Origin of the sequence: Massilia terrae, from assembly GCF_024753145.1 — a bacterium.
In the GTDB taxonomy this organism is placed as follows: Bacteria; Pseudomonadota; Gammaproteobacteria; order Burkholderiales; family Burkholderiaceae_D; genus Telluria; species Telluria terrae.
In genome coordinates this window covers 126,170-146,738 of sequence record NZ_JANUGU010000007.1, presented here as the reverse complement: position 1 = coordinate 146,738, position 20,569 = coordinate 126,170, and the positions used below count along the sequence as shown (strand labels likewise).

Annotated in this window: 21 protein-coding genes and 1 tRNA gene; 17 read left to right on the top strand and 5 right to left on the bottom strand. The window is 68.0% G+C overall.

Annotation, left to right across the window (positions count from 1 at the left end; translation table 11 throughout):
- Positions 1 to 8: 8 nt before the first annotated feature.
- Both NX778_RS18850 and NX778_RS18845 read left to right on the top strand, forming a co-directional pair.
- A tRNA-Ser gene (locus NX778_RS18850) sits at positions 9 to 98 on the top strand.
- Between the two features lie 61 nt (positions 99 to 159).
- Positions 160 to 651, top strand: coding sequence for a GNAT family N-acetyltransferase (locus NX778_RS18845; protein ID WP_258813323.1), 492 nt, complete (start codon positions 160 to 162; stop codon positions 649 to 651).
- 5 nt (positions 652 to 656) lie between these two features.
- Here NX778_RS18845 and NX778_RS18840 read toward each other — a convergent pair whose 3' ends face one another.
- From NX778_RS18840 to NX778_RS18825, 4 genes are read right to left on the bottom strand one after another with little or no spacing between them, the layout of a single operon-like run.
- Entirely contained in the window at positions 657 to 1,445 is a 789-nt protein-coding gene (locus tag NX778_RS18840) for a sulfite exporter TauE/SafE family protein (RefSeq protein ID WP_258813322.1), read from the bottom strand.
- A 2-nt stretch (positions 1,446 to 1,447) separates the two neighbouring features.
- On the bottom strand, positions 1,448 to 1,885 hold the full coding sequence (locus NX778_RS18835) for a YeeE/YedE family protein (protein ID WP_258813321.1): 438 nt from the start codon (positions 1,883 to 1,885) through the stop codon (positions 1,448 to 1,450).
- A 10-nt stretch (positions 1,886 to 1,895) separates the two neighbouring features.
- Positions 1,896 to 2,327 (bottom strand): YeeE/YedE family protein, encoded by a 432-nt coding sequence (locus tag NX778_RS18830; RefSeq protein ID WP_258813320.1) that lies wholly within the window; start codon positions 2,325 to 2,327, stop codon positions 1,896 to 1,898.
- Positions 2,324 to 2,650 carry an ArsR/SmtB family transcription factor gene (locus tag NX778_RS18825; protein WP_258813319.1) on the bottom strand — a complete coding sequence of 109 codons (327 nt, stop codon included), beginning with the start codon at positions 2,648 to 2,650 and terminating at the stop codon, positions 2,324 to 2,326. Before NX778_RS18825 ends, NX778_RS18830 begins: the two co-directional genes overlap by 4 nt.
- An 81-nt stretch (positions 2,651 to 2,731) precedes the next feature.
- Between NX778_RS18825 and NX778_RS18820 the strand changes: the two genes are divergently transcribed.
- The 13 genes from NX778_RS18820 (at position 2,732) to NX778_RS18760 (ending at position 12,739) form a co-directional block, all read left to right on the top strand.
- Positions 2,732 to 3,295: a DUF302 domain-containing protein gene (locus tag NX778_RS18820; protein WP_258813318.1), complete on the top strand. Its 564-nt coding sequence runs from the start codon at positions 2,732 to 2,734 to the stop codon at positions 3,293 to 3,295.
- Between the two features lie 104 nt (positions 3,296 to 3,399).
- Positions 3,400 to 4,356 (top strand): MBL fold metallo-hydrolase, encoded by a 957-nt coding sequence (locus tag NX778_RS18815; protein ID WP_258813317.1) that lies wholly within the window; start codon positions 3,400 to 3,402, stop codon positions 4,354 to 4,356.
- Between the two features lie 19 nt (positions 4,357 to 4,375).
- Complete coding sequence (locus NX778_RS18810; protein ID WP_258813316.1) at positions 4,376 to 4,798, top strand: DsrE family protein; 423 nt, start codon at positions 4,376 to 4,378, stop codon at positions 4,796 to 4,798.
- Positions 4,799 to 4,830: 32 nt separating this feature from the next.
- Entirely contained in the window at positions 4,831 to 5,166 is a 336-nt protein-coding gene (locus NX778_RS18805) for an ArsR/SmtB family transcription factor (protein WP_258813315.1), read from the top strand.
- 83 nt (positions 5,167 to 5,249) lie between these two features.
- A complete protein-coding gene (gene soxC, locus NX778_RS18800; RefSeq protein ID WP_258813314.1) occupies positions 5,250 to 6,605 on the top strand; it encodes a sulfite dehydrogenase in 1,356 nt (451 codons plus the stop codon).
- On the top strand, positions 6,589 to 7,617 hold the full coding sequence (locus NX778_RS18795) for a c-type cytochrome (protein ID WP_258813313.1): 1,029 nt from the start codon (positions 6,589 to 6,591) through the stop codon (positions 7,615 to 7,617). Before soxC ends, NX778_RS18795 begins: the two co-directional genes overlap by 17 nt.
- A gap of 111 nt (positions 7,618 to 7,728) precedes the next feature.
- On the top strand, positions 7,729 to 8,190 hold the full coding sequence (gene soxY / locus NX778_RS18790; protein ID WP_258813312.1) for a thiosulfate oxidation carrier protein SoxY: 462 nt from the start codon (positions 7,729 to 7,731) through the stop codon (positions 8,188 to 8,190).
- 30 nt (positions 8,191 to 8,220) lie between these two features.
- On the top strand, positions 8,221 to 8,529 hold the full coding sequence (gene soxZ / locus NX778_RS18785; protein ID WP_258813311.1) for a thiosulfate oxidation carrier complex protein SoxZ: 309 nt from the start codon (positions 8,221 to 8,223) through the stop codon (positions 8,527 to 8,529).
- A 53-nt stretch (positions 8,530 to 8,582) separates the two neighbouring features.
- Entirely contained in the window at positions 8,583 to 9,386 is an 804-nt protein-coding gene (gene soxA, locus NX778_RS18780; RefSeq protein ID WP_258813310.1) for a sulfur oxidation c-type cytochrome SoxA, read from the top strand.
- Between the two features lie 9 nt (positions 9,387 to 9,395).
- A complete protein-coding gene (soxX, locus tag NX778_RS18775; RefSeq protein ID WP_258813309.1) occupies positions 9,396 to 9,998 on the top strand; it encodes a sulfur oxidation c-type cytochrome SoxX in 603 nt (200 codons plus the stop codon).
- A 16-nt stretch (positions 9,999 to 10,014) separates the two neighbouring features.
- Positions 10,015 to 11,727, top strand: coding sequence for a thiosulfohydrolase SoxB (soxB, locus tag NX778_RS18770; RefSeq protein WP_258813464.1), 1,713 nt, complete (start codon positions 10,015 to 10,017; stop codon positions 11,725 to 11,727).
- A complete protein-coding gene (locus NX778_RS18765) occupies positions 11,724 to 12,227 on the top strand; it encodes a TlpA family protein disulfide reductase (RefSeq protein ID WP_258813308.1) in 504 nt (167 codons plus the stop codon). Before soxB ends, NX778_RS18765 begins: the two co-directional genes overlap by 4 nt.
- Entirely contained in the window at positions 12,224 to 12,739 is a 516-nt protein-coding gene (locus NX778_RS18760; protein ID WP_258813307.1) for a thioredoxin fold domain-containing protein, read from the top strand. Before NX778_RS18765 ends, NX778_RS18760 begins: the two co-directional genes overlap by 4 nt.
- On the opposite strand, the gene mgtA is transcribed toward NX778_RS18760, so the two are convergent.
- Entirely contained in the window at positions 12,668 to 15,256 is a 2,589-nt protein-coding gene (gene mgtA, locus NX778_RS18755; protein ID WP_258813306.1) for a magnesium-translocating P-type ATPase, read from the bottom strand. The two genes, NX778_RS18760 and mgtA, sit on opposite strands and share 72 nt — an antisense overlap.
- A 71-nt stretch (positions 15,257 to 15,327) precedes the next feature.
- Here mgtA and NX778_RS18750 point away from each other — a divergent pair, with 71 nt between their 5' ends.
- Both NX778_RS18750 and NX778_RS18745 read left to right on the top strand, forming a co-directional pair.
- Complete coding sequence (locus tag NX778_RS18750) at positions 15,328 to 17,835, top strand: cation-translocating P-type ATPase (protein WP_258813305.1); 2,508 nt, start codon at positions 15,328 to 15,330, stop codon at positions 17,833 to 17,835.
- A 57-nt stretch (positions 17,836 to 17,892) separates the two neighbouring features.
- A complete protein-coding gene (locus NX778_RS18745) occupies positions 17,893 to 20,565 on the top strand; it encodes a bifunctional acetate--CoA ligase family protein/GNAT family N-acetyltransferase (protein WP_258813304.1) in 2,673 nt (890 codons plus the stop codon).
- Positions 20,566 to 20,569 lie beyond the last annotated feature (4 nt).

Sequence of the window (20,569 nt, the reverse complement as noted above, 5' to 3'; positions counted from 1 at the left end):
GAATACCTGGAGAGGTGGCAGAGTGGTCGAATGTACCTGACTCGAAATCAGGCGTACGGGTGACCGTACCGTGGGTTCGAATCCCACCCTCTCCGCCAGTATCTGGAAAAAGCTCCCGCCGGGAGCTTTTTTCTTTTCCGCATTGCCGACCATTCCGCCATGAGCACTCCCACCTTCCGCCAAGCCCGGCCGTCCGACACCGACCGCTGCTACCACATCGAAATCACCGCCTACGAGGGCGACGAGGCCGCCACGCGCGAGAAGATCGCGACCCGTATCGCCCAGTATCCGGAAGGTTTCCTCGTGATCGAGCTCAGCGGCGAGGTCATCGGCTTCATCAACTGCGGCTGCGCGCACGAAGTGATCATGTCGGACGAGGCGTTCAAGGAATTGGTCGGCCATGATCCGGCGGCGCCGAACGTCGTGGTCATGTCGGTCGTGCTCGATCCAGCCTGGCAGGGCAAGGGCTATTCGACGCTGCTGATGCGCACCTTCGTCGAGCGTATGCGCCGGATGGGCAAGCAGACCATCCACCTGATGTGCAAGGAACGCCACGTCGACCTGTACGCACACTTCGGCTACCGCTACGTGAAGCCGTCCGCGTCCGACCACGGCGGCATGGCCTGGCACGAGATGGTGATGGAGCTCTGAACGCTTTACGCGAACGCTTTGCCGATCATGCAGACCGCGACCACCGCCGAGATGGCCGCGAAGCCTTTCTGAAGATGCGGTCCCGCGAGGCGTGACGCGATCGCGCGCCCGCCCAGCATGCCCGCCAGCGCGCCGGCCGAAAACGGCGCGGCGATTTGCCAGTCCATGTGGCCGCTGACGGCGGTCGCGGCCACGCCGGTCATCGACACCAGCGCGATCACGGCAAGCGAAGTGGCGACCACGGATTTCATCGGCAGGTCGGTGTAGCGCTGCAGCGCCGGCACCATCACGAAACCGCCGCCCACGCCCAGCAAGCCCGACAGCAGCCCGGCCAGCGCGCCCGACAGCGCCATTGCCCGCGCGCAGGGGCGGGTCCAGATGAAGCGGCCGCTGCCGCCGTCGCGCACGCACACCGGCACCTGCACACGTTCCGCAACCGGCGCGCCGGCGCGGCGGTAAGTCATGACCGCCACGTACAGCAGGGTCAGCGCGAACACGATGCCGAGCCAGCGGTTGTCGACCCGGCGCGCCAGCCACAGGCCGGCCGGCGACAGCACCATGCCGGTGGCGGCGATCAGCAGCGCGGCGCGGTAGCGCACCACGCCGGCGCGCAGGCCGAGCAGGGCGCCCAGCACCGCCGCCATGCCCACCGCCAGCAACCCGATCGGTCCCGCCTGCGCGACCCCGATGCCGGTGCCGAAGATGAGCAGCGGCACCGCGAGGATGCCGCCGCCGGCGCCGGTCAGCGCCAGGATGATGCCGACCACCAGGCCAAGTCCGAGGCTGCCCGGCATGCTCAGGCTCCCTGCCGCGCGCGGCTGGCCGCGCTGCGTTCGAACAGCTCGAACACACCCATCCCCGCCAGCATCGCCAGCGTGAACAGCACCGGCTTGCCGCTGCCGGTGAGCAGCGAGGCGAGGGCGGGGCCGGGGCAGAAGCCGGCCAAACCCCAGCCGGCGCCGAAGGCCAGGCTGCCCAGCACCAGCCGGCGGTCGATGCGCGTCGCGCCCGGCAGCCGCATCGTTTCTCCGAGCATCGAACGCTCGCGCCGGCCGGCGAGGCGGAACGCGCCCAGCCCGACCAGGATCGCGCCGCCCATCACGAAGGCCAGCGACGGATCCCAGCGCCCGCCGAGGTCGAGGAAGCCGATGACCTTCGACGGGTCGGTCATGCCGGCCACGATCAGGCCGATGCCGAACACCAGCCCGACCAACAGCGAAACAAAAATCTGCATCTTGCTCTCCTTAGCCGAACAGGTGGCGGACGACAAACACGATGACGAAGCCGGCCAGCATGAAGGCGGCGGTGGCCACCAGCGAGCGCGGCGACAGTCGCGAGATCCCGCACACGCCGTGGCCGCTGGTGCAGCCGGAACCGTAGCGCGTGCCGATGCCGACCAGCAGCCCGGCCACGACCAGGGTGCCGGTATCGGCCTCGATCGTCACCTGCGGCAAGGCATGCGCCAGCCCGTACACCAGCGGCGCGCCGGCCAGCCCGGCGAGGAAGGCGATGCGCCAGCCGAGGTCGCCGCGCGCGGGACGCAGCAGCCCGCCGAGGATGCCGCTGACGCCGGCGATGCGGCCATTCAGCAGCACGAAGGCGGCCGCGGCGAGGCCGATCAGCAAGCCGCCCAGCAGCGAGGTCCACGGCGTAAAGTGGATCCAGTCGATCGTCATTTTTTTGCTCCTTTGCAGAACTGCTCGTACAAGACCTGCATCACCGCCAGCGCTTCCTTGCTGGCGACCCGGTAGAAGATCTGCTTGCCTTCGCGGCGGGTGGCGACCAGCTGTTCCTCGCGCAGCACCGCCAGTTGCTGGGACAGGGTGGGCTGCTGGATCTGCAGCTGCTGTTCCAGTTCGCTGACGCAGTACTCGCCCTGGCTCAGCTGGCACAGCAGGAGCAGGCGGTCGCGGTTGCCGAGTGTCTTCAGCAGGGCGCAAGCCTGGGTGGCCGATTCCTGCATCGCCTCAAGGTCGAGGATTTGGTGGTCGGTTTTCATGATTCGACATTCTATCTTAAAACAATCTATAAATATATAGATTGTTGTCCTGCCGCCGTGAACGCTTGCTAGAATGCATTTATGTCTCTGAAGCCATCCCTTGTCCTGTTGCTGCTGTCGGCCTGCCTGTGCGGCTGCGGTACCCTGCGCACCGCATCCAAACTGGAGGACGGCGCCGGCGCCCAGGCCCATCGTTTATGGGACCGCTGGATCGACGCCGATGGCGACATCGCCGCCGCCACCACCTGGTCGCGCAAGGTGGCGCCGGGCGTGTCGGTGGCGGAAGTGGAGGAGGCGCTGGCCAGCGTCGCCGCCGAGGACAACGTCAAGGAAGTCGGCATGCTGCCGCTGTCGAAGGAGCTGGAGGCGCGCAGCGGCAAACCGCAGCGCTTCCTCAAGGTATATTCTTACTGCAGCCCCGAGACCGCGCGCCAGATGGTCGACTTCAGCCCGGCCATGGCGGCCTACCTGCCGTGCCGCATCACGCTGTTGGAAAAGGACGACGGCCTGTGGCTGTACACGCTCGACATGGACATCCTGATCCACATGGGCCGCAAGCTGCCGCCCGAGCTGCGCGCCTCGGCGCTGCGGATGCGCGCGACCATGGTCAAGATGCTCGACCGCGGCGCGCGCGGCGAATTCTAGCCACAAAGAAATCTTGACATAGATTATTAAAACTTGGCAATATGCGCATATAGTCATATGTTCAATCGAGCAGCCCAAGCTGCCGCCCGACGAGGGGAGACGAAGTGCGCCGTTGCCTGGGGTTCCTGGTCCTGCTGCTGTCTGTGTGCCGCGTGCATGCGGCGGACACGATCGTCCTGACCCCGCAAAAGATCTCTCCCCACATCTGGATGTTCCAGGGCGCGGCCGGCATGGCCAGCCAGGCCAACAAGGGCTTCATGTCGAATGCCGGCTTCGTCGTCACGGGCGACGGCGTGGTGGTGTTCGATGCGCTCGCCACCCCCGCGCTCGGCCAGGCCATGGTCGACGCGATCCGCAAGATCAGCAAGGAGCCGATCCGCCGCGTGATCGTCAGCCACTATCACGCCGACCACTTCTACGGCCTGCAGTCGCTGAAGGCGCAGGGCGCCGAGATCTGGGCCCACGCCAACGGCAAGGCGTCGCTGGCTTCCGACGACACCCTCAAGCGCTTCGAGCAGCGCAAGACCGACCTCGCTCCTTGGGTCAACGCGGACACGAAGCTGATGCCGGCCGACCGCTGGCTGGCACTGCCGCCCGGCGGCGAGGAGCGCTTCACGATGGGCAAGCTGCATTTCCGCGTGATCGATTCCAGCGGCGCCCATTCGCCCGAAGACATCATGCTGTACGTGGAAGAAGACAAGGTGCTGTTCGCCGGCGACATGTTCGTGACCGGCCGCGTGCCCTTCGTCGGCACCGCCGACAGCAAGCGCTGGCTGGCTGCGCTCGACACCATGCTGTCCATGCATCCGGCCATCGCCATCCCCGGCCACGGCGCGCCCTCCAGCAAGCCGGCCGACGACATCGTCTTCACCCGCGACTACCTGCGCTTCCTGCGCCATGCGATGGGCGAGGCGGTGAACGCGATGACGCCATTCGACGAGGCCTACGCGGCCACCGACTGGAGCCGTTTCAAGGATTACCCCGCATTCGAGCAGGCCAACCGCGTCAATGCCTACGACACCTACCTGGGCATGGAGCGCGAGAGCCTGTCCACCCACTGAGCCAACGAGGAGACCGACCATGAAAATCATCCGCACGCTGCTGCTGGCCCTGTTGGCGTGGACCACGGTGGGCGCCACCGCCGCCCCGCGCGAGGAAAAGGTGGTGTACCACATCACCGACGCCAGCCGCGCCACCACCGCCCTGAACAACATCCGCAACCACCTGAAGGCCGTGCCCGGCGTGAAGATCGTCGTGGTGACCAATGGCGCCGGTATCGACTTCCTGCTGGAAGGCGCGGCCAACGCCAACGGCAATCCCTACGACGCCACGGTGCAGGAACTGGTCATGCACAACAACGTGCAATTCGACGTGTGCAACAACACGCTGGAAGCGCGCCACATCGACAAGAGCCGCGTGATCCCGGAAGCGAAGATCGTGCCGTCCGGCGTCGCCGAAGCCGCGCACCTGCAGTTCGAGGGCTATGCCTACCTGAAGCCGTGAGCGGCGTTCTACCTATTTGAAGATAAGGAAACATGGATTCGACTGACCGCAAGGCCCTGGAGCAGCTGTTCGAGGACGTCTCGCATTACTTCGCGCTGCTGTCCCAGCCGACGCGCCTGAAGATCCTGTACGCCGTCTGCCAGGGCGAGCGCACCGTCAACGACATCGTGGCCGAAGTGGAGTCGACCCAGGCCAATGTGTCGCGCCAGCTGAACATGCTGTACCGCGCCCGCATCCTGGCGCGCCGCAAGGAAGGCTCGCAGGTGTACTACCGGATCGAGGACGAGCGCACGGTGGAGCTGTGCCGGATGGTGTGCGGCCGCATGGCCAGCCGCAGCGGAATGGTGGTGCCCGGCGTAACAGCCTGAGAGAAAAAGCCGCACAAGGGGCGGCCACGACAAGACATATGACTGCTTAGTTATATGCGCACATAACGATTGGTGGAGACGAGATGACAGACAGCAGCAAACCGGGGCGCCTGCTGCGCGCGCCCGAGAACTTTGTCGATCCCGCGCTGGCGCAGGCGATCACGCAGGACGGCCTGGACCAGCAGCGGCGCGGCTTCCTGCGCAAGAGCTTCATGGCCGCCAGCGCGGCGGTGAGCGCGGCCGCGGCGGGCAAGGCGATGGCGCAGGTGGGCGAGGGCGACCCCGCGATCCTGAACCTGCCGGCCTATTCGACCACGCTGGGCAAGCCGGTCGCCGCCAATCCCTACGGCGTGCCGTCCAGGTTCGAAGCCAACCTGCAGCGGCGCGAGTCGCCCGGCCTGACGCGCGTGTCGCAGGCTTCGGTGGCCTTCGCCCCGCTGCAAGGCCTGTTCGGCATCATCACCCCGAGCGGCCTGCATTTCGAGCGTCACCACCAGGGCTGGCAGGATATCGATCCGGCCCAGCACCGCCTGATGATCAATGGCCTGGTGAAGCAGCCCAAGGTCTACACGATGGACGACCTGATGCGCCTGCCGTCGGTGTCGCGCATGCACTTCATCGAATGCGGCGCCAATACGGCGATGGAGTGGGGCAATGTGGCGGTGCCGACCGTGCAGTACTCGCACGGCATGCTCAGCTGCAGCGAGTTCACCGGCGTGCCGCTGTCGGTGCTGCTGGAGGACTGCGGCTACGACAAGAAGAACGGCAAGTACATCCTGGCCGAAGGCGCCGACGGTTCCTCGATGACGCGCACCATCGACATCACCCGCGCGCTGGACGACGTGATCGTGGCCTGGGGCATGAACGGCGAGATGCTACGGCCGGAGAACGGCTACCCGCTGCGCCTGGTGGTGCCGGGCGTGCAGGGCGTGTCGTGGGTCAAGTGGCTGCGCCGCATCAAGGTCGGCGACCAGCCCTGGGCCACCAAGGACGAAGCCGTGCACTACATCGACGCGATGCCGGATGGCTCGTATCGCCAGTACACCTCGATCCAGGAATGCAAGTCGGTGATCACCACGCCGTCCGGCGGCCAGCGCCTGCTGGACAAGGGCTTCTACAACATCACCGGGCTGGCGTGGTCGGGCCGCGGCAAGGTCAAGCGGGTGGATGTGTCGGTCGACGGCGGGCGCAACTGGCGCACCGCGCGGCTGGAAGGCCCGGTGCTGAACAAGTGTCTGACGCGCTTCAATATCGACTGGGTGTGGGACGGCGGGCCGTGCGTGCTGCAGTCGCGCGCGATCGACGACACCGGCTACGTGCAGCCGAAGATCAATGAACTGCGGGCGGTGCGCGGCACCCGCTCGATCTACCACAACAACGCGATCCAGTCCTGGCAAGTCGCCGCTTCGGGGGAGGTGTCCAATGTCCAGGTCTACTAAGCTGCTGCTGGCGCTGCTGTTCGCGGCCGGCGCCGCCATCGCGCAGGAGCATCCGAACGTCGGCCGCCCGGCCACGCCGAAGGAAATCGCGGCCTGGGACATCGATGTGCGGCCCGACTTCAAGGGCCTGCCGAAAGGATCGGGTACGGTGGCCAAGGGCATGACGGTGTGGGAAGGCCGCTGCGCCTCCTGCCACGGCACCTTCGGCGAATCGAACGAAGTGTTCACGCCGATTATCGGCGGCACCACGGCGGACGACATCAAGACCGGCCACGTGGCCGCGCTCAAGACCAACCGCCAGCCGCAGCGCACCACCATCATGAAGGTGGCCACGGTGTCCACGCTGTGGGACTACATCCACCGCGCGATGCCGTGGAACGCGCCCAAGTCGCTGTCCAACGACGAGGTGTATTCGGTGCTGGCCTACATCCTCAACCTCGCCGAGATCGTGCCGGACGACTTCACCCTGTCCGACCAGAACATCGCCGAGGTGCAGAAGCGCATGCCCAACCGCAACGGCATGAGCACCAATCATGGCATGTGGGACGTGAAGGGCAAGCCGGACGTGAAGAGCGTGGCCTGCATGAAGAACTGCGCACCGACCGAGCTGCATTCGACCTTGCCGGAGGTGTCGCGCAATGCGCACGGCAACGTGGCGCAGCAGAACCGTACTTTCGGCCCGGTGCGCGGCGTCGACACCAGCCTGCCTTCCGGCGCGCCGGCTCCGGCCGCGGCCGCGGCGCCCGCCAAGGGACCGTCGCCGGTGCTGGCGCTGGCCCAGCAGAACGCCTGCCTGGCCTGCCACGGCATCAAGGACAAGCTGGTCGGCCCCGGCTTCGCGCAAGTGGCGGCGCGCTACAAGGATGACGCCAAGGCCGCAGTGGCGCTGGCCGCCAAGATCAAGGCCGGCGGCAGCGGCAACTGGGGCGCGATGCCGATGCCGCCGCAGGCGCAGCTGAAGGATGGGGAAGTGCAGCAGCTGGTCGGCTGGATTTTGGCCGGGGCTAATTGATTAGGAAGCGCGTGCTTTAGCGAGGGTTCCAGCCTTCGCGGGAACGACGGCAACAAATTGGCAAGTAAAGAATCAGCGCCGCGCGAGCGGCATAACAAGGAGGAGATGGGAATGAATCAGAAACGACGCGAACTGTTGCGCATCGCGACCGTGATGGGCCTGGCGATCAGCGCCGGTATCATCAAGCCCAACGCGGCCATGGCGGCCGACTGGAACGCCAGCGGCTTCGACGCCAAGACCCTGGCCGACGCCCTGAAGGCGATCGGCGCGGAGGGCGCCGCCGTCAGCGCCGACATCGCGGTCAACGGCCCGGCCATCGCCGAGAACGGCGCGGTGGTGCCGGTGTCGGTCACCAGCAATGTGCCAGGCACCGAATACATGGCGATCCTGGTCGAGAAGAACCCGAACCCGCTGTCGGCCGCATTCACGCTGCCGGCAGGCACCGAGCCCTCGGTCAGCACCCGCATCAAGATGGGCGGCACCTCGAACGTGCACGCGCTGGTCAAGGCCAATGGCAAGTGGCTGATCGCCAGCAAGGAAATCAAGGTCACGCTGGGCGGCTGCGGCGGCTGATTCGTTAAACATTCACACGAGGAAACGAACATGGGTAACCCAATGCGCATCCGCGCAAGCGCCAGCGGCGACGTCGTCGAAGTCAAGGTCCTGATGCGCCACGATATGGAAACCGGCCAGCGCAAGGACGCGGCCGGCAATGTGATCCCGGCCCACTTCATCCAGAAGCTGGTCGGCAAATGCAATGACCAGGTGGTGCTCGACTGCCTGATGGGAACCTCGGTCTCGAAGGATCCCTTCCTGTCGTTCAAGTTCAAGGGCAAGAAGGGCGACAAGGTCAGCATCAGCTGGGTGGACAACACCGGCGATACCCGCACCGACGACACCGTCGTGGCCTGAGCGCAGCAGCGAGGGTGGCGCAGAACCGCCCCGTTCACTTCAAAGGAGAAGAGATGAGACGCACGAGCATGATGTTGGCAGGCGCGGCCGGGCTGGCGGTGGCCGCCTTCGCGCTGGCGCAGGACCAGTCCGACGAGATCGCGAAATACCGGGAAATGCTGGCCGGCGACAATCCGGCCGAGCTGTGGGAAATGAAGGGTGAGGAATTGTGGAAGGCCAAGGCCGGCCCCAGGCAGGCGACGCTCGAAGCATGCGACCTCGGCAAGGGGCCGGGCGTGCTCAAGGGCGCCTATGCCGAGCTGCCACGTTACTTCAAGGACACCAACAAGGTGATGGACCTGGAGCAGCGCCTGATGTATTGCCGCATGACCCTGCAGGGGCTGACGGAGGAACAGGCGACGGCGGCGCATTTCGGCTCCACCGACAAGCCGTCCGACATCGAGCCGATGGTGGCCTACATCACGGCGCAGTCGCGCGGCATCAAGATGAACGTGCCGATGAATCATCCGCAGGAAAAGCGCGCCTACGAACTGGGCAAGCAGCTGTTCTACTACCGCGGCGGCTCGCACGACTTCGCCTGCGCAACCTGCCACAGCGGCGACAAGATGCGCATCCGCATGCAGGACCTGCCGAACCTGACCAAGACCAAGGACGCGCAGGCCGCCTACACCACCTGGCCGGCTTACCGCGTGTCACAGGGCGAGGTGCGCACCATGCAGCACCGCCTGGCCGACTGCTTCCGCCAGCAGCGCTTCCCGGAGCCGATGTATGGCTCGGAAGCGATCACTGCATTGACGATGTTCCTGGCCCGTAATGCCAACGGCGGCGTCTACAACGGCCCCGCGCTCAAACGCTAAGGAGAAGCGATGAAACAGCTGAAGATGGCGCTGGCCCTGATGCTCGCGACCGGCGTTGCGTGCGCCGCCGATGACATGTCGCGGGCGGCCGTAGGACTGATCAAGTCCGATTTCAAATCCAAGGGCCCGGCCACGGTCGAGCGCGTGACGGATCGCGACGAGATCCAGCAGGCGTGCAGCGCGGAGAAACCGCTGCCACCGGCCAAGGCGAAGAAGCTGGAAGCTGCCCAGCTCAAGTCGGTCAAGTATCCGGCCGACGGCCAATACATGGGCGACTGGAAGGCGGGCGAGAAGATCGCCCAGAACGGGCGCGGCATGCAGTCCTCGGACAAGTCCGGCTCGGAGAACGGTGGCAACTGCTATGCCTGCCACCAGATCTCGAAGGAAGAGATCTCGTTCGGCAATATCGGGCCTTCGCTCTACCAGTACGGCAAGCTGCGCGGCAACAGCGAAGAAGTCGTGAAGTACACCTGGGCCAAGCTGTTCAACGCCCAGGCCTACAACGCTTGCTCGCGCATGCCGCGCTTCGGCCACAACGGGGTGCTGACCGAGCAGCAGATGAAAGACGTGATGGCGCTGCTGCTCGACCCGCAGTCGCCGGTCAACAAGTAAGGGAGTATCAATGGGCCTGAACCGCCGTGAATTCATGCAGGTGATGGGGATTGCCGCCGCCGGTGGCATGTTGCTCGATGCGCCCAGTGCGCTGGCGGCGCCGTCCGCCGGGCAACTGTACGATGTGCCGCGCTTCGGCAACGTGCACTTCCTTCACTTTACCGACTGCCACGCGCAGCTCAGGCCCATCCATTTCCGCGAACCGAGCGTCAACCTTGGGATCGGTCCGTCGGTTGGCAAGGTGCCTCACCTGGTCGGCGAGCACCTGCTCAAACAGGCCGGGCTGGCGCGCGGCAGCGCCGAAGCCCATGCCTTCACCTGCCTCGATTTCGAGAAGGCCGCGCACACCTACGGCAAGGTCGGCGGTTTCGCCCACCTCGCCACCCTGGTCAAGCGCATGAAGGCCAGCCGGCCCGGCGCGCTGCTGCTGGACGGCGGCGACACCTGGCAGGGCTCGGCCACGGCGCTGTGGACCAAAGGCCAGGACATGGTCGACGCCTGCCTGGCGCTGGGCGTGGACGTGATGACGGCGCACTGGGAAATGACGCTGGGCGACAAGCGCGTGAAGGAAATCGTCGACAAGGACTTCAAGGGCAAGGTCGATTTCGTCGCGCAAAACATCAAGACCAACGATTTCGGCGATCCGGTGTTCTCGCCCTATGTGATCAAGGAGATGAACGGGGTGCCGGTGGCCGTGATCGGCCAGGCCTTCCCGTACACGCCGATCGCCAACCCGCGCTATATGACGCCGGACTGGAGCTTCGGCATCGAGGAAGAGCACATGCAGGCGATGGTGGACGAGGCGCGTGCCAAGGGGGCCAAGGTGGTGGTCCTGCTGTCGCACAACGGCATGGACGTGGACCTGAAGATGGCCAGCCGCGTGCGCGGCATCGACGCCATCCTCGGCGGCCACACGCATGACGGCGTGCCGCAGCCGGTGATCGTGTCGAATGGCGGCGGCAAGACGCTGGTGACCAATGCCGGCTCGAACGGCAAATTCCTCGGCGTGCTCGATTTCGACGTGCGCGACGGGAAGGTGTCGGACTTCCGCTACAAGCTATTGCCGGTGTTCTCGCGCTTCCTGCCGGCCGATCCGGCGATGGATGCGCTGATCAAGCGGGTCCGTGCGCCGTACGAAGCGAAGCTGGGCGAGAAGCTGGCCGTCACCGATGGCACGCTCTACCGTCGCGGCAACTTCAACGGCAGCTTCGACCAGCTGATCGTCGACGCCCTGCTGGACGTGAAGGGCGCCGAGATCGCGTTCTCGCCGGGCTTCCGCTGGGGCACCTCGCTGCTGCCTGGCAGCCCGATCCTGATGGAAGACCTGATGGACCAGACCGCGACCACCTATTCGTATTCGACGCTGACCGAAATGACGGGCGCCACCATCAAGACCGTGATGGAAGACGTGGCAGACAACCTGTTCAACCCCGACCCCTACTACCAGCAGGGCGGCGATATGGTACGCGTGGGCGGCATGACGTATGCGATCGACCCGAACGCGCGGATCGGCGCGCGCATCCAGGACATGCGCCTGAACGGCAAACCGGTCGAGGCCGACAAGAAGTACAAGGTGGCCGGCTGGGCGCCGGTGGCCGAAGGCGCCAGCGGCGAGCCGGTGTGGGACGTGGTGGCCGGCTGGCTGCGCAACAAGAAGACGGTGCAGGCGCGCGCCGTCAACACGCCGCGCCTGATCGGCGTGCAGGGCAATCCGGGACTGGTGGCGTGAGATTCTTCCGCTGGCCAGCCTGCCTTGCGGCCCTGCTGCTGGCGTGCGCGGTGCACGCGGCGCCGCTGCCGGTGAAAGGGCAGGCGGTGTCGCTGCCGGCGCTGGCCGCGGCGGCGCAGGTCCCGGCCAAGGCGCTGGAGGGCAAGGTGGTGGTGCTGGCCTGGTTCGCGACCTGGTGCCCGTTCTGCATGCACGAGGCGCCGCAGTTGCAGCGCCTGTACACGGCCAATGCGCAGCGGCTGCTGGTCATCGGCGTCAACATCGAACATGGCGACCGGGAACAGGCCGCCAAGGTTAAGCAGTGGACCGCAAGGTTCGGCTGGAAGTTCCCGGTGCTGCTCGATGCGGGCGCGCTGGAAAACGTGATCGGCAAGCCGAAGGGATTGCCGGCGCTGGTGGTGCTGGGCCGGGACGGGACGGTCCACCAGGTCGAGTCCGGCGAAATGCTGGACGAGGATGTCGACGACATCGCCGCCTTCGCGCGCGGCGCGCTCCCATGAACCGGCGGCTGGCCTGCTTATCCTTGTTGCTGGTGTCGGCAGCTGCGGCGGCCGCGCCGGTGGTGCCGCCGCTGACCGACTGGCAGGCCGACAGCGGCGAGGCGGCGCGCAGCCAGCGTCCGCTGGTGCTGTTCTTCACCTTGCCGGGGTGCCGCTTCTGCGAGGATGTGCGGCAGCGCTATATGCTGTCGATGGTGCGCGAGGGCAAGCTGGTGCGGGAAGTCGTGCTTGGCAGCGCGGCGCCGGTCGCTGGACTGGATGGCGCATCGACGCAAGAGGCGGTCGTCCGCAAGTTCGGCGTGCGCGCCGCGCCGACCGTGCTGCTGGTCGACGCGCAGGGCCGCGCGCTGGCCGATCCGATCGTCGGCGGCGACGTGGCCGGCATGTATGGCGCTTACCTGGACCACGCTTTCGAGCGGGCGGAGCGTGCGCGCGCCGAGCTACATCCCCCACCGTCGCACGAACCAGAGCTTGACCAGCTGCGCCAGCACCGCGTAGCCGCCGATCAGTAGCAGGACCAGCGGCCAGTAGTGCCACGGCAGCGCGGCCAAGCCCAGCGCCGGCGCGGCCCAGGAATACGGCAAGGCGATGCCGGCCATGCACACCAGCAGCGTGGTGGCCAGCAGCGCCGGGCTGGCGCGGCTTTCGACAAAGGGCAGCCTGGCCGTGCGGATGATGTGGATCACCAGGGTCTGGGTCAGCAGCGATTCGACGAACCAGCCGGTCTGGAACAGGGCCGGGCTGGTGCCGGCCTGGAACACGAACCACATCATCCCGAAAGTAGCGTAGTCGAAGATGGAGCTGACCGGCCCCATCACGATCATGAACTTGAAGATGCTGCTGATGTCCCAGCGGCGCGGCCGCGCCAGGTATTCCTCGTCGACGCGGTCAGTGGGAATGGCAGTCTGCGAGAAATCGTAGAGCAGGTTGTTGGTCAGCACCTGCAGCGGCGCCATCGGCAGGAAGGGCAGGAACAGGCTCGCGCCCAGCACGCTGAACATATTGCCGAAATTCGAACTGGCGCCCATCCGGATGTATTTGCTGATGTTGCCGAACACCTTGCGTCCCTCGACTACGCCGTCGTGCAGCACCAGCAGGCTTTTCTCGAGCAGGATGATGTCCGCGGTCTCCTTTGCGATGTCGACCGCGTTCTCGACCGAGATGCCGACATCGGCCGCTTTCAGGGCGGGGCTGTCGTTGATGCCGTCGCCGAGGAAGCCGACCACATGCCCCTGGCCTTGCAGCAGGCGGATGATGCGTTCCTTCTGGGCCGGCGACAACTTGGCGATCAGCTTGGCGCGAGTGGCGGCCTCGGCCAGCGCCTGGTCGTCCATGGCGTCGACGTCGGCGCCGTTTAGCACGGCCCCGGTTGCCAGCCCGACGTCATGGCAGACCTTGCGCGCGACGATCGGATTGTCGCCGGTCAGGACTTTCACGGCCACGCCGCGCGCGGCCAGCGCCGCGATGGCCCGGCGCGCGCTCTCCTTGGGCGGATCGAGGAAGGCGATGTAGCCCAGCAAGGTCAGCCCGGCCTCGTCGGCGGCCGAATAGACGGTCCGCTCCGGCGGCATTTCCTTGTAGCCGACCGCGACCACCCGGAAGCCGTCCGCGTTCAGCGCCTCGGTTTCGGTGCGCGCCGCCGCGAAATGGCTGGGATCGAGCATGCCGTGTTCGGCGCCGATGACGTATTCGGTGCAGGCCGCGGACATCTCCTCGACGGCGCCCTTGCAGATCAGTACATGCTTGCCGTCGGGCTGGGCCACGATCACCGACAGGCGCCTGCGGCCGAAGTCGAAGGGAATCTCGTCGACCTTGGCGTAGCCGCGGTCGATGCCGAGCTTGCCGTGCAGGTCCACGTGTTCGAGCACCGCCACGTCGAGCAGGTTCTTCAGGCCGGACTGGAAGTGGCTGTTCAGGTAGGCGTATTGCAATACCTGCTCCGACTCGTGGCCGCGGATGTCCAGGTGGCGCTTCAGGATGATGCGGTCCTGCGTCAGGGTGCCGGTCTTGTCGGTGCACAGCACGTCCATGGCGCCGACGTCCTGGATCGCGTGCAGGCGCTTGACGATGACGCGCTCCTTGGCCATCGCCAGCGCGCCCTTGGCCAGGTTGACGGTCACGATCATCGGCAGCATTTCCGGCGTCAGGCCGACCGCTACCGCGACCGCGAAGAACAGCGCTTCGATCCAGTCGTGCTTGGTCAGGCCATTGATCAGGAACACCAGCGGCACCATCACCGCCATGAAGCGGATCATCAACCAGGTGAAGCGGTCGACGCCGCGGTCGAAGGCGCTGGCCGGGCGCTGGCCGGCTACCTGGTGGGCCAGCGCGCCGAAGCTGGTGTGGCGGCCGGTCCGCGCCAGCACCCCGGCACCATAGCCGCTGACGACGTTGGAGCCCATGAAGCAGATATTGCTCAGTTCAAAGGGCGAGGGGGCGGGCTGCACCGCCGGCTCGGCGAATTTCTCGGCCGCCATGGATTCGCCGGTAAGCGCGGACTGGTTCACGAACAAGTCCTTGGCTTCCAGCAGGCGCAGGTCGCCCGGGATCATGTCGCCCGCCGACAGCTGCACCACGTCGCCCGGTACCAGCGCCGCGATCGGCACCTCGGCCAGCGCGGCCACGCCATCCGCGCCGCGGCGGCGCACGCTGGCGGTGGTGGTGACCATGGCCCGCAGGCGCGCAGCGGCGTGGTTGGAGCGGTGCTCCTGGATAAAGGCGGTCAGCACGGCCAGCACCACCATCGTGGCGATGACGGCGGCGGCGCGCAGGTCGCCCAGCAGCATCGAGACGGCAGCGAGCGACAGCAGCAAGCCGTTCAGCGGGTTGCGGGCGCGGCCCCACAGCTCGGCAGGGAGCGAGGGTTCGGCATCCTGCGCCACCTGGTTGGGGCCGGTCGCCGCCAGCCGCCGCGCGGCCTCGGCCGCATCGAGCCCGTCCGGCCCCGACCCGAGCGCGCGCAAAGCCGCCTCGGCCGTCGCAAGGCTGAGCTGGTCCAGCCCGGTCGCGTCCGCTTCCGGCATTTGCATGGGGGCTCCTTTCGCGCAATGATGGTAGCGCTGGCATCGGCCGGCCCGGACCCGGTCGATGGGAGGAATACTTGAGCCAGCATAGCACCTTGCCTGAGGGATTGAGCGCCGCTCTTGCGCGCCAGCGCCTGGCCGAGGATGGCCCCAACGAGCTGGTGGCGCCTGGCCGGTATGAGCGCCTGGCGCTCGCGCGTGAGATCGCGGCCGAGCCGATGGTCCTGCTGCTCCTGGCTTGCGGCGCGCTCTACCTGGTGCTGGGCGACCGCGGCGAGGCGCTGATGCTGCTGGGCTTCGTGGCGGTGGTCGCCGCCATTACCTTTTTCCAGCGGCGCCGCACCGAGCGTTCGCTGACGGCCCTGCGCGAGCTGTCCAGTCCGCGTGCGCTGGTGCTGCGCGAGGGCGGACAGTGCCGCATTCCGGCGCGCGAGCTGGTCCGCGGCGACATCGTGCTGGTGGGCGAGGGCGACCGGGTGCCGGCCGACATGGCGCTGCTGGAGGCGTCCAGCCTGGCGGTGGATGAATCGATGCTGACCGGCGAATCGGTGCCGGTCGACAAAGACGCCGGCGGCGCGGACGGCGAGGCCGCGCTGCTGTATTCCGGCACCCTGGTGACGCGCGGATCCGGCCGCGCGCGGGTCACGGCGACCGGGCCGCGCAGCGCGCTGGGCCGGATCGGCGGTGCGTTGGCCGGCGTGGCGGCGGCGCCGACGCCGATCCAGCAGCAGACCCAGCGGGTGGTCAAGCAGGTGGCGGCGCTCGGCCTGTTGCTGGCCGCGGTCGTGGCGGCCGTTTATTCGGTCCAGCGCGGCGACTGGCTGGCCGGGCTGCTGGCCGGCCTGACGCTGGCGATGGCGATCCTGCCCGAAGAGTTCCCGGTGGTGCTGACCCTGTTCCTGGGCCTGGGAGCGTGGCGCCTGGCGCGCGAACAGGTGCTGGCGCGTAGCATCGCCGCCGTCGAACGGCTCGGCGCGACAACCGTGCTGTGCGTCGACAAGACCGGCACACTGACTGCCAACCGCATGGCGGTGCGACGCCTGTGGTCGGATGGCGCGCTGTGGCAGGCCGATGGGGCGCCGCTGCAGGAGGAGCTGCATGCCTTGCTCGAATACGCGGTGCTGGCCAGCCACCGGCGCGCCTTCGACCCGATGGAAACGGCGATCGGCACCGCGGGCGCGGCCTTGCTGGCCAATACCGAACACCTGCATGCCGACTGGCGCCTGGTCGACGATTACCCGCTGTCGCCGCAGATGCTGGCGATGTCGCGGGTGTGGCAGTCGCCGGACGGCAATGACTTCGTGATTGCGGCGAAAGGCGCGCCGGAGGCGGTCATGGACCTGTGCCACCTGCCGCCGGCAGCGGTGGAGGCGATCGGCGCCCAGGTCGCCCTGATGGCCGGGCTCGGCCTGCGGGTGCTGGGCGTGGCGCGGGCGCGGTTCCGCGGCGCGCCGCTGCCGGGCAACCAGCACGACTTCGATTTCAGCTTCCTCGGCCTGGTCGGCCTGCAGGATCCGGTCCGGCCCGAGGTGCCGGCGGCGATCGCCGAATGCCAGGCGGCCGGGATCCGGGTGGTGATGATCACCGGCGACCACCCGGCCACCGCGCAGGCGATCGCGGCGCAGGCGGGGCTGGCCACTGACCGCGAGCCGATCACCGGGGCGCAGCTGGACGCGATGGATGACGGCCAGTTGCGCCGGCGCCTGCCGGGAACGGCCGTGTTCTGCCGCGTGCGGCCCGAGCAGAAGCTGCGCCTGGTGCAGGCGTTCCGCGCCGGCGGCGAGGTGGTGGCGATGACCGGCGACGGCGTCAACGACGCGCCGGCCCTGCGCGCGGCCGACATCGGCGTGGCGATGGGCGCGCGCGGCACCGACGTGGCGCGCGAGGCGGCGGCGTTGGTGCTGGTGGACGACGATTTCGCCTCGCTGCTGACCGCGGTGCGCTACGGGCGGCGCGTGTTCGCCAACCTGCGCAAGGCGATCGTCTTCATCGTCGCCGTGCACACGCCGATCGTCGGGCTGTCGGTGCTGCCGCTGGTGTTCGGCTGGCCGCTGCTGCTGATGCCGGTGCACATCCTGTTCCTGCAGCTGATTATCGACCCGGCCTGCGCGCTTGTGTTCGAGGCCGAACCGGTCGAGGGCAGCGTGATGCGCGCCAGGCCGCGCGATCCGGCCGCGCGCCTGTTCGACGGCGAGGTCCTGCTGCGCGGGCTGGCGCAGGGCGCGGTGCTGCTGGCGACCCTGGCGGCCTTGTTTGCGCTGGCCCGCCGGGGCGGGACGGCGGACGACGCGGCCCGGGCGCTGTGCTTCGTGGTGCTGGTGCTGTCGAACCTGGCGCTGATCGCCGCCAACCGCAGCTGGGACGGGCGCCTCCTGTCCGCCGCGCCGAACCCGTATTTCGGCTGGATCGCCGGCGCCACCGTGGCCGCGCTGGCGGCGGTGCTGGGCATTCCGGTGGTCCGCCAGTTGTTCGGCTTCGCGGCCCCGGGCGCACCCTTGCTGCTGCTGGCGGTGGCGCTGGCGGCCGTGAACATGCTGTGCTTCGCCGGCATCAGCCGCGCCGCCGTCCGCGCGAAGCGGCTATGATGCACATCAGGCGCGAGCAGCCGCTTCTGTCGTACATCCTTAGACCGGGAGGTGTGGGTGAGCATACGCAACCTTGAGCATCTGTTCCATCCGCATTCGCTGGCGATCATCGGCGCCTCCGAGCGCCCCGGCAGCGTCGGCGCCACCGTCCTGCGCAATGTCCTCGCCAGTCCCTTCCGTGGCCCGGTCTACCCCGTCAATCCCAAGTACACGTCGCTGGCCGGGCGCGCCGCCTATGCCAGCGTCGCGGCGCTGCCGCAGGCGCCCGAACTGGCGGTGATCTGCACGCCGGCGGCGACCGTGCCGGGGATCATTCGCGAGCTGGGTGAACGCGGCACCCGCGCGGCGGTGGTGCTGTCGGCCGGCCTGCGCGCCGCGGCGCCCGGCGGCGCCGGCACCCTGCAGCAGGCCATGCTCGATGCCGCCAAACCGTTTTTGCTGCGGATACTCGGGCCGAATTGCGTCGGGCTGCTGGTCCCCGGCATCGGCCTGAACGCGAGCTTTGCCCATACCGACGCCTTGCCCGGCCAGCTCGCTTTCGTGTCGCAGTCGGGCGCGCTGGTCACGGCGGTGCTGGATTGGGCCAAGTCGCGCGGCATCGGGTTTTCGAAGTTCATCTCGCTGGGCGACAGCGCCGACGTGGATTTCGGCGATGCGCTCGACTACCTGGCACGCGATCCGCACACCCGCGCCATCCTGCTGTACATGGAAGACGTGCGCCATGCGCGCAAATTCATGTCGGCCGCGCGCGCCGCCGCGCGCAGCAAGCCGACGCTGGTGATCAAGTCCGGCCGGGTGCCGGAGGGCGCGCGCGCGGCCGCCTCGCATACCGGCGCGCTGGCCGGCGCCGACGAGGTCTATGCCGCCGCGATCCGGCGCGCCGGCATGCTGCGCGTGCTGTCGACCCAGGCCATGTTCGCCGCCGTCGAAACGCTGGCGCGGTCCCATCCCTTGAGCGGCGAGCGGCTGGCGATCCTGACCAACGGCGGCGGCCCCGGGGTCATGGCGACCGACGCGCTGGTATGCGCCCACGGCGCGCTCGCGACCCTGGCCCCGGACACGCTGGGCGCCCTCGACCGCCTGCTGCCGGCCGGTTGGTCGCGCGGCAATCCGGTCGACATCATTGGCGATGCCTCGGCCGAGCGTTACCGGCAGGCGCTCGAGATCCTGCTCCAGGACCAGGGCATCGACGCGGTGCTGGTCATTCATGCGCCGGTTGCCGTGGTGGCGAGCACCGATATCGCGCGCACCATCGTCGAGCTGGCGGCCAAGCACGAGCGCAAGCTGCTGACCTGCTGGCTGGGCGGCGATACGCTGGCCGTGGCGCGCCACATGTGCGACGTCGCCTGCGTCCCCACCTTCGACACCCCGGAGGCGGCGGTCGACGCCTTCCTGCAGCTGGTGCGCTACCGCCGCAACCAGGAGCTGTTGATGCAGGCGCCGCCGGCCGGACGGCACGACGGCCGGCCCGACTGGGCCGCCATCCGCGCCCGGGTGCGCGAGGTGATCGGGCAGGGCCGCACGATGCTGTCCGAGCCGGAGGCGAAGGAAGTGCTGGCGGCCTGCGGCATCCCGGTCGCTGCCACCCGCGTCGCCGCGAATGTCGACGACGCCGTGCGTGCAGCTTCCGCGATCGGCTACCCGGTGGTGCTGAAGATCCTCTCGCCCGAACTGAGCCACAAGTCCGACGTGGGCGGCGTGGCGCTGGGACTGGAAAGCGCGGAAGCGGTACGCAGTTCCGCCGACGCGATGCTGGCGCGGGTGGCGCAGTTGCGGCCGGACGCCCGGCTGCAGGGCTTTTCGGTGCAGGCCATGGTGCGCCAGCCTGGTGCGGTCGAACTGATCGTCGGGGTGGCGTCCGACCCCGTGTTCGGCCCGGTGATCCTGTTCGGCCAGGGCGGCACCGCGGTCGAGGTGAACCCGGACAAGGCGCTGGCGCTGCCGCCGCTGAACATGGTGCTGGCGCGCGACCTGGTGCGGCGCACCCGCGTGTCGCGCGTGCTGGCCGGCTACCGCGACCATCCGCCGGCCGACCTGGACGCGATCTGTACGGTGCTGGTCCAGGTGGCCGAGCTGGTGGCCGCCGTGCCCGAAATCGCGGAACTCGACATCAATCCGCTGCTGGCCGGCCCGGCCGGATGCATCGCGCTGGATGCCCGGATCGGCATCGCCGCAGTCGATCCGTCCGCCGGCGCCTTCGACCGGCTGGCCATCCTGCCCTATCCGGAGGAGTGGGAGCGCAGCCTGCGCTGGCGCGGCCAGGACCTGCTGGTGCGCCCGATCCGGCCGGAAGACGGCGCGGCCCACCTGGCCTTTTTCGACGCCATGTCGAAAGAGGACGTGCACATGCGGGTGTTCGGCGGCCTGCGCCAGCTGCGGCCCTCGCAGCTGGCGCGCCTGACCCAGATCGATTACGACCGCGAGATGGCCTTCATCGCCACCCGGCCCGGCGGCGCCGAGACGATGGCGGTGGCGCGCATGGGCGCCGATCCCGACATGGTGAGTGCGGAGTTCGCGCTGACGGTGCGCTCGGACCTGAAGGGGCAGGGGCTGGGCCGGCTGCTGATGGGGATACTGATCGACTACTGCCGCCAGCGCGGCATCGCGGAGATCGTCGGCGAGGCGCTAAGCGAAAACACGGCGATGCTGGCGCTCGCGCGCAGCCTGGGCTTTCACCTGACGCACGAGCACGCGGAAGGCGTGGTCCACCTGCGCCTGCCTTTGCGCTGACGCG

What these genes read in the sequence shown, in the direction of transcription:
- NX778_RS18830 (WP_258813320.1), bottom strand. Translation starts at nt 2,327, where the DNA reads ATGACGATCGACTGGATCCACTTTACGCCGTGGACCTCGCTGCTGGGC.
- NX778_RS18760 (WP_258813307.1), top strand. Translation starts at nt 12,224, where the DNA reads ATGAACCGGCGGCTGGCCTGCTTATCCTTGTTGCTGGTGTCGGCAGCT.
- NX778_RS18820 (WP_258813318.1), top strand. Translation starts at nt 2,732, where the DNA reads ATGTCTCTGAAGCCATCCCTTGTCCTGTTGCTGCTGTCGGCCTGCCTG.
- NX778_RS18835 (WP_258813321.1), bottom strand. Translation starts at nt 1,885, where the DNA reads ATGCAGATTTTTGTTTCGCTGTTGGTCGGGCTGGTGTTCGGCATCGGC.
- NX778_RS18795 (WP_258813313.1), top strand. Translation starts at nt 6,589, where the DNA reads ATGTCCAGGTCTACTAAGCTGCTGCTGGCGCTGCTGTTCGCGGCCGGC.
- soxA (WP_258813310.1), top strand. Translation starts at nt 8,583, where the DNA reads ATGAGACGCACGAGCATGATGTTGGCAGGCGCGGCCGGGCTGGCGGTG.
- soxC (WP_258813314.1), top strand. Translation starts at nt 5,250, where the DNA reads ATGACAGACAGCAGCAAACCGGGGCGCCTGCTGCGCGCGCCCGAGAAC.
- soxZ (WP_258813311.1), top strand. Translation starts at nt 8,221, where the DNA reads ATGGGTAACCCAATGCGCATCCGCGCAAGCGCCAGCGGCGACGTCGTC.
- NX778_RS18810 (WP_258813316.1), top strand. Translation starts at nt 4,376, where the DNA reads ATGAAAATCATCCGCACGCTGCTGCTGGCCCTGTTGGCGTGGACCACG.
- soxX (WP_258813309.1), top strand. Translation starts at nt 9,396, where the DNA reads ATGAAACAGCTGAAGATGGCGCTGGCCCTGATGCTCGCGACCGGCGTT.
- soxY (WP_258813312.1), top strand. Translation starts at nt 7,729, where the DNA reads ATGAATCAGAAACGACGCGAACTGTTGCGCATCGCGACCGTGATGGGC.
- NX778_RS18845 (WP_258813323.1), top strand. Translation starts at nt 160, where the DNA reads ATGAGCACTCCCACCTTCCGCCAAGCCCGGCCGTCCGACACCGACCGC.
- mgtA (WP_258813306.1), bottom strand. Translation starts at nt 15,256, where the DNA reads ATGCAAATGCCGGAAGCGGACGCGACCGGGCTGGACCAGCTCAGCCTT.
- NX778_RS18840 (WP_258813322.1), bottom strand. Translation starts at nt 1,445, where the DNA reads ATGCCGGGCAGCCTCGGACTTGGCCTGGTGGTCGGCATCATCCTGGCG.
- NX778_RS18805 (WP_258813315.1), top strand. Translation starts at nt 4,831, where the DNA reads ATGGATTCGACTGACCGCAAGGCCCTGGAGCAGCTGTTCGAGGACGTC.
- NX778_RS18825 (WP_258813319.1), bottom strand. Translation starts at nt 2,650, where the DNA reads ATGAAAACCGACCACCAAATCCTCGACCTTGAGGCGATGCAGGAATCG.